We start from the raw sequence: 13,517 nt of genomic DNA on the forward strand, positions 1-13,517 counted from the left end.
GGATAACAAATGAATTTCTTTCTCGAAGTGCTCACAGGTGGTTTGCTGGCTGGCGTCATGTATTCGCTGGTGGCGATTGGTTTTGTGCTGATTTACAAAGCCTCCGGCGTGTTCAATTTTGCCCAGGGCTCTATGGTGTTATTTGCGGCGCTGACCTTTGTCAGCTTGCTGGAGCGGGGCGTGCCGTTTTGGGGTGCGTTTCTTATTACCTTAATCACCATGGCAGTGTTGGCCTGGCTGATTGAGCTACTGGTCTTGCGCAAACTGGTCAATCGTTCACCAATTACCCTCTTTATGGCGACGCTGGGGCTGAGCTATATCGTGGAAGGGCTGGCGCAAGCGGTGTGGGGCGCGCAGGTGCACGCGCTGGATATCGGTATCGATGATGAGCCGTATGAAGTGTTTGGCATTTTACTGTCGCAGTTTGATCTGTTTGCCGCGGCGATTGCCGGAGGCCTGGTGGTGTTGCTGGGCATTTTGTTCAATAAAACCCGCATAGGCATTGCTTTGCGCGCCGTGGCTGACGATCAGCTGGCGGCATTGGCGGTGGGCATTCATCTGCAACGCCTGTGGCTGATCGTGTGGGCGGTGGCCGGGTTTGTCGGCCTGGTGGCTGGCATGTTGTGGGGCGCCCGCGTCGGGGTGCAATTCTCACTATCCCTGATTGTGCTCAAAGCCTTGCCGGTGCTCATTATTGGCGGTTTCACGTCGATTGAAGGCGCGATTGTCGGCGGCCTCATCGTCGGGGCCAGCGAAAAACTGGCAGAAGTGTTTATTGGCCCGCTGATTGGTGGCGGGATAGAAAACTGGTTCCCTTACGTGCTGGCCATGCTGTTTTTACTGGTCAGGCCGTATGGGCTGTTTGGCGACAAAGCCATAGAACGTGTCTAACAGGCTTGGAAATTAATCCCATGTTGTATCAAGAAACCGGACAATTTATTAGCGATTACCGCCTGGATAAACGCTTTTTCAGGCTCAAGCAAGAGCGCTGGGCGTTTACTGCATTGCTGGCGTTTGCCTTTTTGGGTGTGCCAGTCATCGGCAACGATTACTGGTTGAGTGCCATCCTCATCCCATTTCTGGTGTTGTCGCTGGCTGGGCTGGGCCTCAATCTGCTCACCGGTTATGCCGGACAGTTATCATTGGGCTCGGCGGCGTTTATGGCCGTGGGTGCGTTTGCCACCTATAACGTGCATCTGCGCCTCGAAGGCTTGCCGCTAGTGGCAAGCCTGATTGTGGGTGGCTTGACCGCGGGCGGCGTCGGCTTATTGTTTGGTTTGCCCAGCTTGCGTATCAAAGGCTTTTACCTGATTGTGTCTACGCTGGCGGCACAGTTTTTAGTGTTGTGGGTATTCACTAATTTTCCGTGGTTTTCCAATCACTCTTCTTCTGGTGTGATCACAGCGCCACCACTGCATGTGCTCGGCGCAGACTTGAGTCGCCCGGCCGGACGCTACTTGCTCACCCTGACCGTGGTCACCGCACTGGGCTTGCTTGCCAAAACCATCGTCAGCGGTGAGTTGGGCAGAAAATGGATGGCCGTGCGTGACATGGATACCGCTGCCGCCGTGATTGGGATTTCGGTGCCGAAAACCAAACTGTTAGCGTTTGCCATCAGTTCGTTTTACCTGGGCATTGCGGGTGCGTTGTGGGCGTTCACTTACCTGGGCACGGTTGAGCCACATGGCTTTGATCTGTCTCGCTCTTTCCAAATCTTATTCATTATTATCATCGGCGGCATGGGCAGTATCCTTGGTAATTTTCTGGGTGCCGCCTTTATCGTGTTGTTTCCTATCCTGTTATCCAACCTGTCTTCTGGCCTGCTTGCCGGGGCGATAGACCCAGGGCAGCTAGAAAACTTTCAGAAGATGATTTTTGGCGCGCTGATTATCTTTTTCCTGATCAAAGAGCCTAACGGCTTGGCCAAAGTCTGGCACACCATCAAACAACGGTTGCGGGTCTGGCCGCTACGTTTCTAGGCCGTTCATTCCCATCGAATAAAAGGAGATTTTTCATGTGTTGAACGCCTCGTACGGCTTTTTATATAACTAAAAACGATTAGTAGCTATTTTTATATTTTTAATAAGGAGTTTCAGAGTGACATTTTTAGCTAAACATCGCTGGCTGTGGCTGGCATTAGGCTTGGCTGTGAGCAGTGTGAGCACACAAGTGCAGGCCGCCAATGAGCAATATTTTCCGCTACAAAGCTATCGCATCGGGCCTTATGCCGCAGGCGGCTCCGGCTTTTTTGGCGGGTTTATTGACTACCTGCAATATATCAATGCCAAAGACGGCGGCGTCAATGGTGTGAAATTTACCTGGAGCGAGTGCGAAACCGAATATGTGGTGGAAAAAGGCGTTGAGTGCTACGAGCGCCTGAAAAAAGGCCTGAACGGCGCGCCAGCGGCAGCGACCAATCCGCTGTCTGTCGGCATTGCCTACGCCACGCTTGAGCGTTCCACCGCGGACAAATTGCCACTGATCACCATTAACCATGGCCGTACTGATTCGACTGACGGCAGCGTGTTCCCGTATGCGTTCCCGCTGCAATTGAATCCTTACAGTGAAGTGTCGGCGATTGTGAATTACATTGCCCAGCAATCCGGCGGCCTCGATAAGCTCAAAGGCAAAAAGATCGTCACGCTGTATCACGGCTCACCTTACGGCAAAGAAACCAGCCCGATTTTAGAGCTGCTGGCAAAAAAATATGGCTTTGAATTGACGCTGCTTGAAGTGCCGCATCCGGGGAATGAGCAGCAGTCACAGTGGTTGAGCATCCGCCGTATCAAACCGGACTGGGTGATTTTGCGTGGCTGGGGCGTGATGAACCCGGTGGCGTTGAAAACAGCACAAAAAACCGGTTTCCCCGCTGACCATATCATCGGCAACATCTGGAGTAACTCCGAAGACGACGCGGCGCCTGCGGGCAATGCGGCCAAAGGCTTTATTTCGATCACCACCCATCCTTCCGGCACCAGCTTCCCGGTATTGCAGGGCATTAACCAATACGTGATTAAAGCTGGAAAAGGCAATCTGCAAGACCCTAAACGCTTTGGTAATGTGTATTACAACCTAGGCGTGGTCAACGGTATTTTGAACGTTGAAGCGGTGCGCGTGGCACAAGCCAAGTTTGGCAAACGTCCGCTGACCGGCGAAGAAGTGCGTTGGGGCTTTGAGAACATCAAGCTGGATGATGCGCGCTTGAAAGAACTGGGCGCACTGGGCCTGGTGCAACCACTGAAACTCAGTTGCGCTGACCATGAAGGCGGTGGTGCGGTGCGTTTTCAGCAGTGGGATGGCAGCAAGTGGAAGGTGATTTCCGATTGGGTGCAGGCAGACCGCCAGTTGTTGCGTCCGATTATTGAAAAATCCTCACACGAATATGCCAAAGAAAAAGGCATCACACCGCGTGATTGCAGCAAAGAAGTCGTCGCTGCCAATTAAATAGGTAGCGATGTGAATAGATGCACACCGCAGCGCGCGGTGTGCATAGGCAGTTTGATGCCGTGGGCAGTGTGCGCATATGCCCACTACATCAAATTGAGGAGGTGATGATGTCACAAGCACAATACATCGCGGCGATACCGCCCGCGCTGGCGAGCGAGCCGTTATTGCAATTAGACGATATTGAAGTGATCTATGAAAAGGTCATTTTTGCCATTAAACATATTTCTTTGCAGGTCGCGCCACAGTCTATCGTCGCACTGCTCGGCGCCAATGGCGCTGGCAAAAGCACTATTTTAAAAGCGATTTCTGGTCTGGCCCCGGCCCAACGCGGCGAAATCTTGCAAGGCAAGATTGTCTATGGTGGTCAGGACATTACCCATGCGACCCCTGGCCAACGGGTGGCGCAAGGCCTGTTACAAGTGCTGGAAGGCAGGCATTGCTTTGGCCACTTAACCGTAGAAGAAAACCTGCTGACCGGCGCCTTTATCCGCCGCCCTTCCAGCAAGGCCCTGGCGCATGCGTTAGAAAAGGTCTATGCGTTTTTTCCAAGGCTAAAATTGCTACGCAACAACTATGCGGGCTACACCTCTGGCGGTGAGCAGCAAATGGTCGCTATTGGCCGCGCCTTGATGGCTGATCCTAAACTGATTTTGCTCGATGAGCCTTCCATGGGCCTGGCGCCACAAATTGTCGAAGAAATTTTTGAAATTGTGCATCAGCTACAACAAACGCAAGGCCTGAGTTTTTTGCTGGCCGAGCAAAATGCCACGGTGGCTTTACGTTACGCCAACGATGCCTATGTGCTTGAAAGCGGGCATATCACTCACCATGGCGATGCACAAACGATCGCCAGCAGCCAGGCATTGAGCGATTCCTATCTGGGCAGTCGCTAATGGCACATTAGGTTGTGCCCAATAAAAAAACGGCCAGTATGGCCGTTTTTTTATGACTGCATCCCCTTAGAAGAAGTGTGCTACATGGAAAATCGCTTTAATGCCGTCAATGTCAGGCAAGTTGTTACGATTTTCTCTAAAGTAGAACACATCAATACGTTTATTGCTGTCGCCATCGATTAAATAGCCAACGCCAACATCAATGCGTTTACGGTCTAGGCCAGTGGTGTCATTGTTAAATTCCTGATAAATCACTTTAGGCTGGAATTTGCCGATGCCCACTTTTTCTGCAAAGGTATAACTGCCGTTGACGAAAAAGCCTTTGGCCTCTGGCAACACGGTGTCGCCGGTGTTGTCGTTGTCATAGTTGTAATAAGAGGCTTCAGCACCGAGCACCGCGCCATTGCTCAGTGGTTTCTCCAGGCGCGCATCGAGGTTCCAGTATTTGGAATCGCCTTTATTCAAAATAGTGCCGGTGCCATCTTTCTGGTAGCGATAAGAGCCGCCGACCGACAAAATAGATTTTTTGCCATCGTAACCGGATAAGTTGTAAAAGCCTGGCTCGGTATCCCAAAAGTTGTATTGCAAGCGGGTGGCGTAAGACAGGTTATCAGCCTGATTGGAGCCGCCCTGGCGGCCATTGGTGGCTGATAAGTAGTATTTAAACGCACTGCTGCTATCGGCACCAAAAAAGACGGCGCCATTGTCACGGCCAGCAAACTGGTAAGAGCCTTGCTCGGCAATCGGGAAGTCAAAGGTGGTTGAATACAGCGGCGCGGCAGCAGAGGCGCGGCTGGCGGCGGGTAAGAAGCGGCCTATCCAAACGTTGGCGTAGTTGTTGAGTTCAAGCCCTAAGTGACCATCCAGCAACTCTACTTTGTCATCTGCGGTGTTACGCGCAAAGTTAAATTCAAATGAGACGTTTTCGTGCAGTTTGCCGTTGGTATACAAACGTGCTTCTTCAACTTCAAAATCATTCGAGCGGTCTTTGCCATTGGGCGCGGCGTCTTTGATTGAGCTGAAACTAATGCGGGAAGCAATGCCAATGTTGATGAACTGATTATCGTTGCGCTGTATGGTGGCTTCGGCAAAGGCCTGGCTGCTGAGCAGCGCCAGGCTGATGAGTAAAGAAAGACGCTGTGGCTTGTGTGGGGTTGGTTGATTTTTCATGTGTGTACTCTGTGATTAGTCATATGGTTATCAATGGAGATCAGTCGTCCTCGTGACGCGCAGACGCGATTGAAGACACTTTCCAACATGACTTATTGCAGGATGTGTGCCATTAAATTAAATGATATTAATCAATGGGTTGCTTTATTTTCGGTGAGTGGTGGATGCTGAGTGACCCGCAGGGTGCTGTTCGCCTGCCTTGCAATCAGCAACGATGCCGGCCGTGAGGGATTAGATAACTCCCTTAACATTTGTTGACGTTTTATTGCTGCGACCACTATAATCTGCCGGTTTGTTAATAAATATTATCTAAAATTACCGGGTGTTATCGCCGTTACTGGCATTGATCTTCATGGCAAATCAGCCTCTATTCCGTCAAGCTGCGCTCAACGCACAAAAAAACCAATGGCTAGGGACCATCTTGCTGGCACGTCCAGTCAGTTACCTGTTCCTCACGGCCTTGGCCGTCATCTTTGCAGTCATCGTCGGACTGTTTATGGCCTGTGCCACCTACACCAAGCGCAGTACAGTGGTGGGGCAGCTGGTGCCGGAAACCGGCTTGCTGAAAGTGTATGCGCCGCAATTGGGTTTGGTGGTGGAAAAGAAAGTGCAGGAGGGGCAGCAGGTCAAGCAGGGCGATGTATTGTTCGTATTGTCCAGTGAGCGTTATTCCGATGGGCAGGGCTCGGTGCAGGCCTCCATTAGTGCGCAGCACGCGCAGCAACGACAATCGCTGCGTGATGAAATCGTCAAAACCAGGGCGCAGCAGCATGATGAGCAGCAGGCCTTGCAGTCACGTTTGTTGGGTATTCAGGAGGAGTTGACCCGGCTGCAAGCGCAACACAGCGCGCAGCAAACACGCGTCAAGCTCAGTGAGGAAGCCTATCAACGCTATCAAGGCCTGCTAGAAAAAAACTATATTTCGCGTGAGCAAACGCAGCAAAAGCAAGAAGAGTGGATAGAGCAATCTTCACGGCTTGAATCGATGGCACGCGAGCAGGTGCGCATGCAGCGCGATCTTATGGCCAGGCAGGAAGAGTTGTCCAGCATCCGTGCCAAACATCAAAACCAGATTGCGCAACTTGAGCGCAGTGTGTCCAGCGTCAATCAACAACTGACCGAAAGTGAAGCTAAACGCCGACTGGTGGTGCGTGCGCCTGCGTCCGGCACGGCGACGGCCGTGGTATCCAATGTCGGCACCGCGGTGGAAGGCAGTCGGCCGCTGGTAAGTATTGTGCCACGTGGGGCCAGGCTAGAAGCGCATTTGTTTGCGCCCAGCCGTGCGGTTGGCTTTGTGCGCGCTGGCGTGCCGGTGCGGTTACGTTACCAGGCGTATCCCTACCAGAAGTTTGGTCAGGCCACGGGGCGAGTGGTGTCGGTGTCGAGAACAGCGTTGCCCGCCAGCGAAATTTTTACCATGGGTAATCTCTCCGGCAATAATCAAAGCGGCGAGCCTTACTACCGTATTTCAGTCGCGCTAGACCAGCAAACCATCCTGGCGTATGGCGTCAAGCAGCCATTGCAGACCGGCATGTTACTCGATGCCGACATCATGCTTGAGCGCAGGCGGCTGTATGAGTGGGTATTGGAGCCGTTGATCAGTTTGACCGGCAAGCTGTAGTCATGCAAGTGAAAGTGAGTCATGTCTTTTATTAGTCAATTGTCCTTTGGCCTGGGACGCACCCTGCCCATCGCACTGCAAACTGAGGCCAGCGAGTGCGGGCTGGCCTGTTTGGTCATGGTTTCCAATTACCATGGCTTTCGCACCGATCTGGCGACCATGCGTCGCTTGTTTCTTATTTCGATCAAGGGCACCACGCTCAGCCACTTGATGGGCATGGCGCAGGCGGTAGGCTTTACCACGCGCCCGGTGAAGCTAGAGCTGGAAGACTTAAAAGACTTACGCCGCCCGTGTATTTTGCACTGGAATTTCAACCATTTTGTAGTGTTGAAAGAGGTGGGCGCTCGCCATGTGGTGATTCATGACCCGGCGATGGGCATCCGTAAACTGAGCTTTGAAGAAGTGTCGGCCGCCTTTACCGGCGTGGCGTTGGAGTTGTGGCCCAACCCTGGCTTTAAGCAGGTGACCTTTAAACAAAGCGTGAAATTGCGCGACATGATGGGGCATGTCACTGGCCTTTATCGCTCCATGGGCCAGGTGTTGCTGTTAGCACTGGCGCTGGAGGTGTTTGCGCTGGTGTCGCCGTTTTATATGCAATGGGTGGTTGACCATGTGCTGGTGTCGGCAGACCGGGATTTGCTGACGACGCTGGCACTCGGCTTTAGCCTTTTGGTGTTGATGCAGCAAGCGATTAGCACGGTGCGCGCCTGGGTCATTATGCATATGTCTACCACGCTGAATGTGCAGTGGCGTGCCAACTTATTTGCCCATTTGATCCGCTTGCCAGTCGATTTTTTTGAAAAACGGCACTTGGGCGATGTGGTCTCGCGGTTTGGTGCCATTGACCAGATTCAACATACGCTGACCAGCACCTTTGTCGAGGCGATTCTGGATGGCGTGTTGACAATCGCCACCTTGGCCATGATGTTTTTATATAGCCCGACCATGGCCTGGATTGCCATCGGCGCCATGCTGCTATATGGCTTGGGCCGCTGGGCCTGGTTTCGGCCCTTGCGCAATGCCACCGAAGAGCAAATCGTGCATGCCGCCAAACAGCAAACCCATTTTATTGAAACTGTGCGCGGCGTGCGTGCCCTGAAGTTATTTCAACGCTTAGACGAGCGCCGCAATAGCTGGCTGGGCTTGTTTGTCGAGCAAGTGAATGCTGACTTACGCACACAAAAATTGCAGGTGATGTATCGCTTGCTGAATGGCTTGTTGTTTGGTGTGGAGCGCATTCTCATCGTCTGGCTGGGTGCAGGTCTGGTGATGGATGGGGCGTTTTCCATCGGCGTATTACTGGCTTTTATTGCCTATAAAGATCAGTTTGTGAACCGCGTCAGTGGCTTAATTGATCGGCTGGTGGAGATGCGCATGCTGCATTTGCAAGGCGAGCGCCTGGCCGATATTGCGCTGGCCGAGCAGGAGCCTGCAGTTGTCGATACCATGAGTAAGCAGGAGATTGAACAACTGCCTGCCAGTATTGTGATTCAAGGCCTGCGTTACCGTTATGCCGATGGTGAGCCCTGGGTGCTGGATGGTATTGACCTGGAGATTGCCGCTGGTGAGTCGGTGGCCATTGTCGGCCCTTCCGGTTGCGGTAAGTCGACCCTGATGAATGTCATGCTGGGTCTGAGGCCTTTTAAAGAGGGGCAAGTGCTGGTGGGCGGGCAGCCGTTGTCCAAGCTAGGTTTGTCGCATTTGCGCAATATGGTCGGCACGGTGATGCAGGACGACGCATTGTTTGCTGGCTCGATTGCCGACAACATAGCGTTTTTTGACCAGCAGGTAGACATGGCGTGGGTGGAAGAGTGCGCGCGCAAAGCCGCGGTATACGAAGACATTGTAGCCATGCCCATGGGCTTTAACACCTTGATTGGCGATATGGGCGCGGCGCTGTCTGGCGGCCAAAAGCAACGTATCCTGCTGGCGCGCGCCTTATATAAAAAGCCTAAAATCCTCTTCCTCGACGAAGCCACCAGTCACCTTGATGTGGCCCGCGAAGCCATGGTGAACGAGGCGATACAGGCGCTGGACATGACGCGGGTGATTATCGCGCACCGGCCTGAGACCATTGCTTCGGCCAAGCGTGTCATCGTGATGGCCGCGGGCAAAGTGCATATGACGGCGGTGGCAGGCGCATGAGCGTATCCTGGCGCCAGATTGTGGGCCTATGCTGTGCCTTGAGTGGCGCGTTGCCAATGAACGCCCTGGCGTTGCAATTGACTGACTTTACCGAGTTTCAGGGGCGCGTCGCCGGTAGCCCGGCCAAAGAAATGCTGACGCCAGCAGAAGACTCGGCATTGGCTCCCTGTGCTGCAGGCTTGCCGCAACGGCAGCTGACGCTACTTGATGTGGTCGAGCAAGCCTTATGTAATAGCCCACGTAGTACGGAGGCCTGGTCTGTTGCCAAAGCGCAGGCGGCACAAGTGGCGGTGCAAAAATCCAATTATTTACCGCGTGTGAACGTCACGGCAGGGGCGGCTAAAGTCAGAAATCATGTCGAAAACTCGTTGTTTTCTTCGCTGGACCAGGACAATAACATTACCAACCGCACCGCCAGCCTTCGTCTTAGCTGGTTGCTGGCTGACCTGGGGCAGCGCTCGGCTAAGTTGGGGCAAGCACAGGCTTTATTAAGTGCCGCCAATGCGGCACACGATGCGACCTTGCAAGAGGTGTTTATCACTGCGGCCCAGGCGTATTTTGATAACCTGACCACACAGGCCACCTTGACCGCTTTTGAAGATGCCGAGTCGTTGGCCAAGGAAAGCCTGGCGGCAGCGACTGCCAAGTTCCAAGCCGGTGTCGGTTTGCTCACTGATCAGTTGCAGGCGCAAACCGCTTATGCACAAGCGCGGCTGGACAGAATTAAAGCCGAAGGTGATCTAAAGAATGCGCATGGCACGTTGTCGGCGGCCATGGGGTTGATGGCCAACACCCCGTTTCAATTGTTAAAACGCAGTCAGTCGCTAGATCAGGGCGATTTTGTTCATCGGGTGGATGTGCTGATTCAACAGGCCACAGAGTCGCATCCAGTGATTGTTGCTGCCAAAGCCAAGGTGCTGGCTGCCGAAGAAAACATCAAGGCCGTGCGCGCAGAAGGGCTACCTACCTTAAATCTTAACACTGAGCTCAGTCGCTCAGACCAGATGGGTTATCAGCAACTGGCCAATTTTCCGGCCAGTAACGTCTACTCGACCTCGGTAAATATAGGCTTGCAATTGAATGTGCCGTTGTTTGAAGGGTTCTCGCGCAGTTATCAGGTGCAGTCCGCCGAAGCCGAGCGTCAAACACGTGTAGCGGAGCTCAATCGCGCCTTGCAGCAAGTGTCGCTAGAAGTTTGGAAAAGCTATCACGCGTTGATGTCTGAGCGCGAAAATCTGCGCGCCACCGATGAGCTGACGCGGCATGCGCAAGAGGCATTCAATGTGGCGCAGGGGCGCTATCAGGCCGGGGTTGGCAATATGATTGAGTTGCTGGGCGCGCAGAATGCCTTATCTGGCGCCAGGCAGCAGCATATCAAGTCGCTGGCAGCGTTGCGTGCGGCCAGATTGAAGCTATCCGCCAATATGGGCAATGTGGGTTTGTGGGCGATTGTCGAGCCCTGAAAAATTTATCATTAACTTGTTTACGTAATTGTTAATTTTGGTTAATATTGTTTTGCTGTGGTGTTGCGGTAACGCAGCGGTGCTGTAGCAAAATTGCTCTTGAATCAAGATTATGGTGCGTGCTGATAAGCAGTGCAATCGTCAAGGACTGCATGCTTTGAAGTCGTACTTTCAACACTTAAATAAGGAGAAGTAAATGGCAATTCAAAGCTTGAAAAAAGTGGAAGTTGAAGCAGTTTCTGGTGGCGCAGGATTGGATCTGGGTGGTTTGCTCGGTGGCATTCCATTGTTAGGCGGTTTGTTGGGCGGCGCGACTGGCACGACCGGCGGTACAGTGAATAGCCTGGTCAGTACCTTGTCCGCGATTCCATTGGTTGGCCCTTTATTGGGCAGCGTGCTTGGTTTGGTTGGCGGTTTGGTCAGCCTGTAACAGAGTCGGTTTTTCCCCTCCGATGTATTTGCCCTGCGTTGCAGGGCTTTTTTTTCGGCTTTTTTCTGGCGTTATTTCTTGATCTCTGCAGGTTTGCAGCCTTTGAGGTGTAAATGGTCGCTGTCGTCCAGCGTGCTTTGATCACCATTCAGCCGTAAATCCATGGTGCCGTAGTGATACAGCTGCTTGTCATTGGCATCTCTGGTTAATCCAATTTCATGGTCAGGCAGCATGACCCATGCTTCGTCGCCATTGGCCGAGAGCTTCAGTCCAAAAGTCTGGTAGTTCTCGCATTGATAATGGATCGCTTCTTTGCCATAGCGCGGTAACTCTTTGGTGCCCTTGTCAAACATACTTGGAAATTCAAAACTGGCGCAGCCAAACAAGGCAGTTGAGGTGATGACGATCATTAAACGTTGAGAGAAGTTTTTCATTGTGTGTATCTTGTTCTAATAAGAGGCTGTCAATCAAATTGCACCCTATTGTGCCAGTCATGCCCAATCGACTCAATCATTTTGGTCGTGTCCTTGGTAAGCCGCACGCTGCAAACGGTCATGCAAAGCCTCCCATGCAGGCGCCGCAGGCGGTGTTTCAATCAAGATGACGTCTGCCTGTGCGGCGTCCAGTTGGTGCAGGGCTGCATACAATTGCTCAGCCGCTAGCGCCGGGTCATGCGGCAGGTAGACATCATGCTGTGTGATCTGCTGCTCATCGCCAAACAGTAAAGCTGCTGCCGTTGGCTTAGTGTGCGCATAGCGCAGCATAGCCGCTTTAGATGTAAACAGCAGGCACGGGGTGCGCGGTGAGTAGTGCAATAAGTGCTGTCCTGGTGCTTTTGGGGTTTGCGTGCCTAGCTGCGCTGCTGGCTTGCCTACAATGGCCGCGATTGCTGTGGCCGCGATCATGCCTGGCCGGAGTAATTGCCATCCATCGCCATGCACGCTGACGATGGTGGATTCTATGCCAACCTGGCAAGCGCCGCCGTCCAGCACCGGAATGTCGATGCCTAGGCCAGATTCTACATGCGCGGCAGTGGTGGGGCTCAATTGCGTATATCGATTGGCAGAAGGTGCCGCCAGGCCCAGGCCGCTATCATGTAATAAGGCCAGTGCCACTGGGTGTGCAGGCACACGCAAGGCAACGGTGGGTTCGCCAGCCCGAACACTCTGCGATACTTCTGCGCGCGCTGGTAATACCAAGGTCAGCGGTCCGGGCCAGAAGGCTGCTGCCAGCTGTTGCGCCAATGGCGGAAACTCGCTTGCCCACTCGGTCACTTGCGCCGCGCTGGCGATATGCACAATCAGCGGGTTATTGGCTGGGCGTTGTTTCGTCGCATATATTTTGGCAATCGCTGACTCGTTGCGCGCGTCAGCGGCCAATCCATACACCGTCTCTGTCGGAATGGCCACCACTTCGCCACACCGTAACAGCTCAATTGCCTTTGCCGGGCTGATACGCATCACGCACCCTGTTTTGTAAAAAAACCTATTTTACTATTGAAAAGCCTGACTGCTAAAGCATGGCTTCCTATAAAATGCGCGCTTCAGTCTAAGGAGCAACAACATGCAGATTCAAGTTCAACACAATCCTGCCGAAACACAACTAAGTAGCCTGGGTGTTGCCAAGTGGCCAACTTGGCAAAAAGAAGTCTCAGTGTTTGACTGGACATTTCATGAACAAGAGCAGGCATATATATTAGAAGGCGAATGTGTGGTCACCCCGGTAGGTGGCGCACCTGTGCGTTTTGGCAAGGGCGACTTTGTTGTATTCCCTGCCGGCCTCAAAGTGAGCTGGGAAGTGAAGCAGCCTTTGCATAAGCATTATCATCTTGATGGCAATGTCTTGACGCAATCCTGGTTGCGACTCAAAGCCGCTTTTAAGAAATAGTCATCAATTTGTAACAAAAGTGTAAGAGTGTTGATTTGGGGGTTGACCGCAAAGCTCAGCGCTGTAAAATGCGCGGCTTCCTTAAACGAAACGACATCGTTGAGTGAAAGGGAATGTGGTTAAGCAGGGCGAGTTGATGGTAGTTTAAAATAAGTTTTTAAATTGCTGTTGACGAAGTAATAAACCTCTGTATAATGCGCACCTCGTTACGAAATAACGGTAACGAAAACAGCTTAAAAGCTGACTGTTCTTTAAAAATTAGGATGACTGATAAGTGTGGGTGTTTGTCGTTGAGTGAAGCGCATTTAATGCGTAGAAACTCAGAAAATACAAATGCTTACACTTAGATTTATGACAAGTATGTACAGTGTAACAACGCACATACCTTGAAATGAATTTGAGTACTTACATTTATGTAAGTAAAGCGAAACGAATACCGCCTCTTTTAAGAGGTAAAAAAG

General features: G+C 52.4%; 12 protein-coding genes. 9 read left to right on the forward strand and 3 right to left on the reverse strand.

The window, feature by feature from the left end:
* Positions 1 to 9 precede the first annotated feature (9 nt).
* The 4 genes from E6Q52_RS07385 (at position 10) to E6Q52_RS07400 (ending at position 4,340) form a co-directional block, all read left to right on the forward strand.
* Positions 10 to 891 carry a branched-chain amino acid ABC transporter permease gene (locus E6Q52_RS07385; RefSeq protein ID WP_292820525.1) on the forward strand — a complete coding sequence of 294 codons (882 nt, stop codon included), beginning with the start codon at positions 10 to 12 and terminating at the stop codon, positions 889 to 891.
* 20 nt (positions 892 to 911) lie between these two features.
* Positions 912 to 1,979 carry a branched-chain amino acid ABC transporter permease gene (locus E6Q52_RS07390; protein WP_292820528.1) on the forward strand — a complete coding sequence of 356 codons (1,068 nt, stop codon included), beginning with the start codon at positions 912 to 914 and terminating at the stop codon, positions 1,977 to 1,979.
* A gap of 145 nt (positions 1,980 to 2,124) precedes the next feature.
* Positions 2,125 to 3,444 carry an ABC transporter substrate-binding protein gene (locus tag E6Q52_RS07395; RefSeq protein ID WP_367124998.1) on the forward strand — a complete coding sequence of 440 codons (1,320 nt, stop codon included), beginning with the start codon at positions 2,125 to 2,127 and terminating at the stop codon, positions 3,442 to 3,444.
* A 110-nt stretch (positions 3,445 to 3,554) separates the two neighbouring features.
* The gene (locus E6Q52_RS07400) at positions 3,555 to 4,340 is read left to right on the forward strand and encodes an ABC transporter ATP-binding protein (protein WP_292820534.1); all 786 of its coding nucleotides are present in this window, start codon (positions 3,555 to 3,557) and stop codon (positions 4,338 to 4,340) included.
* Between the two features lie 66 nt (positions 4,341 to 4,406).
* On the opposite strand, the gene E6Q52_RS07405 is transcribed toward E6Q52_RS07400, so the two are convergent.
* Entirely contained in the window at positions 4,407 to 5,510 is a 1,104-nt protein-coding gene (locus tag E6Q52_RS07405; protein WP_292820536.1) for a porin, read from the reverse strand.
* A gap of 352 nt (positions 5,511 to 5,862) precedes the next feature.
* Between E6Q52_RS07405 and E6Q52_RS07410 the strand changes: the two genes are divergently transcribed.
* The 4 genes from E6Q52_RS07410 (at position 5,863) to E6Q52_RS07425 (ending at position 11,169) form a co-directional block, all read left to right on the forward strand.
* Positions 5,863 to 7,131, forward strand: coding sequence for an HlyD family efflux transporter periplasmic adaptor subunit (locus E6Q52_RS07410; RefSeq protein WP_292820538.1), 1,269 nt, complete (start codon positions 5,863 to 5,865; stop codon positions 7,129 to 7,131).
* A gap of 21 nt (positions 7,132 to 7,152) precedes the next feature.
* A complete protein-coding gene (locus E6Q52_RS07415) occupies positions 7,153 to 9,276 on the forward strand; it encodes a peptidase domain-containing ABC transporter (RefSeq protein ID WP_292820541.1) in 2,124 nt (707 codons plus the stop codon).
* Entirely contained in the window at positions 9,273 to 10,739 is a 1,467-nt protein-coding gene (locus E6Q52_RS07420) for a TolC family protein (RefSeq protein ID WP_292820543.1), read from the forward strand. The genes E6Q52_RS07415 and E6Q52_RS07420 overlap by 4 nt, the downstream gene beginning before the upstream one ends.
* 196 nt (positions 10,740 to 10,935) lie before the next feature.
* Positions 10,936 to 11,169: a hypothetical protein gene (locus tag E6Q52_RS07425; RefSeq protein ID WP_292820546.1), complete on the forward strand. Its 234-nt coding sequence runs from the start codon at positions 10,936 to 10,938 to the stop codon at positions 11,167 to 11,169.
* A gap of 71 nt (positions 11,170 to 11,240) precedes the next feature.
* On the opposite strand, the gene E6Q52_RS07430 is transcribed toward E6Q52_RS07425, so the two are convergent.
* Together E6Q52_RS07430 and E6Q52_RS07435 are read right to left on the reverse strand one after the other, a co-directional pair.
* The gene (locus E6Q52_RS07430) at positions 11,241 to 11,603 is read right to left on the reverse strand and encodes a hypothetical protein (protein ID WP_292820549.1); all 363 of its coding nucleotides are present in this window, start codon (positions 11,601 to 11,603) and stop codon (positions 11,241 to 11,243) included.
* A 72-nt stretch (positions 11,604 to 11,675) separates the two neighbouring features.
* The gene (locus E6Q52_RS07435) at positions 11,676 to 12,629 is read right to left on the reverse strand and encodes an L-threonylcarbamoyladenylate synthase (protein WP_292820552.1); all 954 of its coding nucleotides are present in this window, start codon (positions 12,627 to 12,629) and stop codon (positions 11,676 to 11,678) included.
* Positions 12,630 to 12,732: 103 nt separating this feature from the next.
* On the opposite strand from E6Q52_RS07435, the gene E6Q52_RS07440 reads away from it, so the two are divergent.
* A complete protein-coding gene (locus tag E6Q52_RS07440) occupies positions 12,733 to 13,056 on the forward strand; it encodes a cupin domain-containing protein (RefSeq protein ID WP_292820556.1) in 324 nt (107 codons plus the stop codon).
* Positions 13,057 to 13,517: the final 461 nt, after the last annotated feature.

Source organism: Methylophilus sp. (assembly GCF_008015755.1).
Taxonomy (GTDB): domain Bacteria; phylum Pseudomonadota; class Gammaproteobacteria; order Burkholderiales; family Methylophilaceae; genus Methylophilus.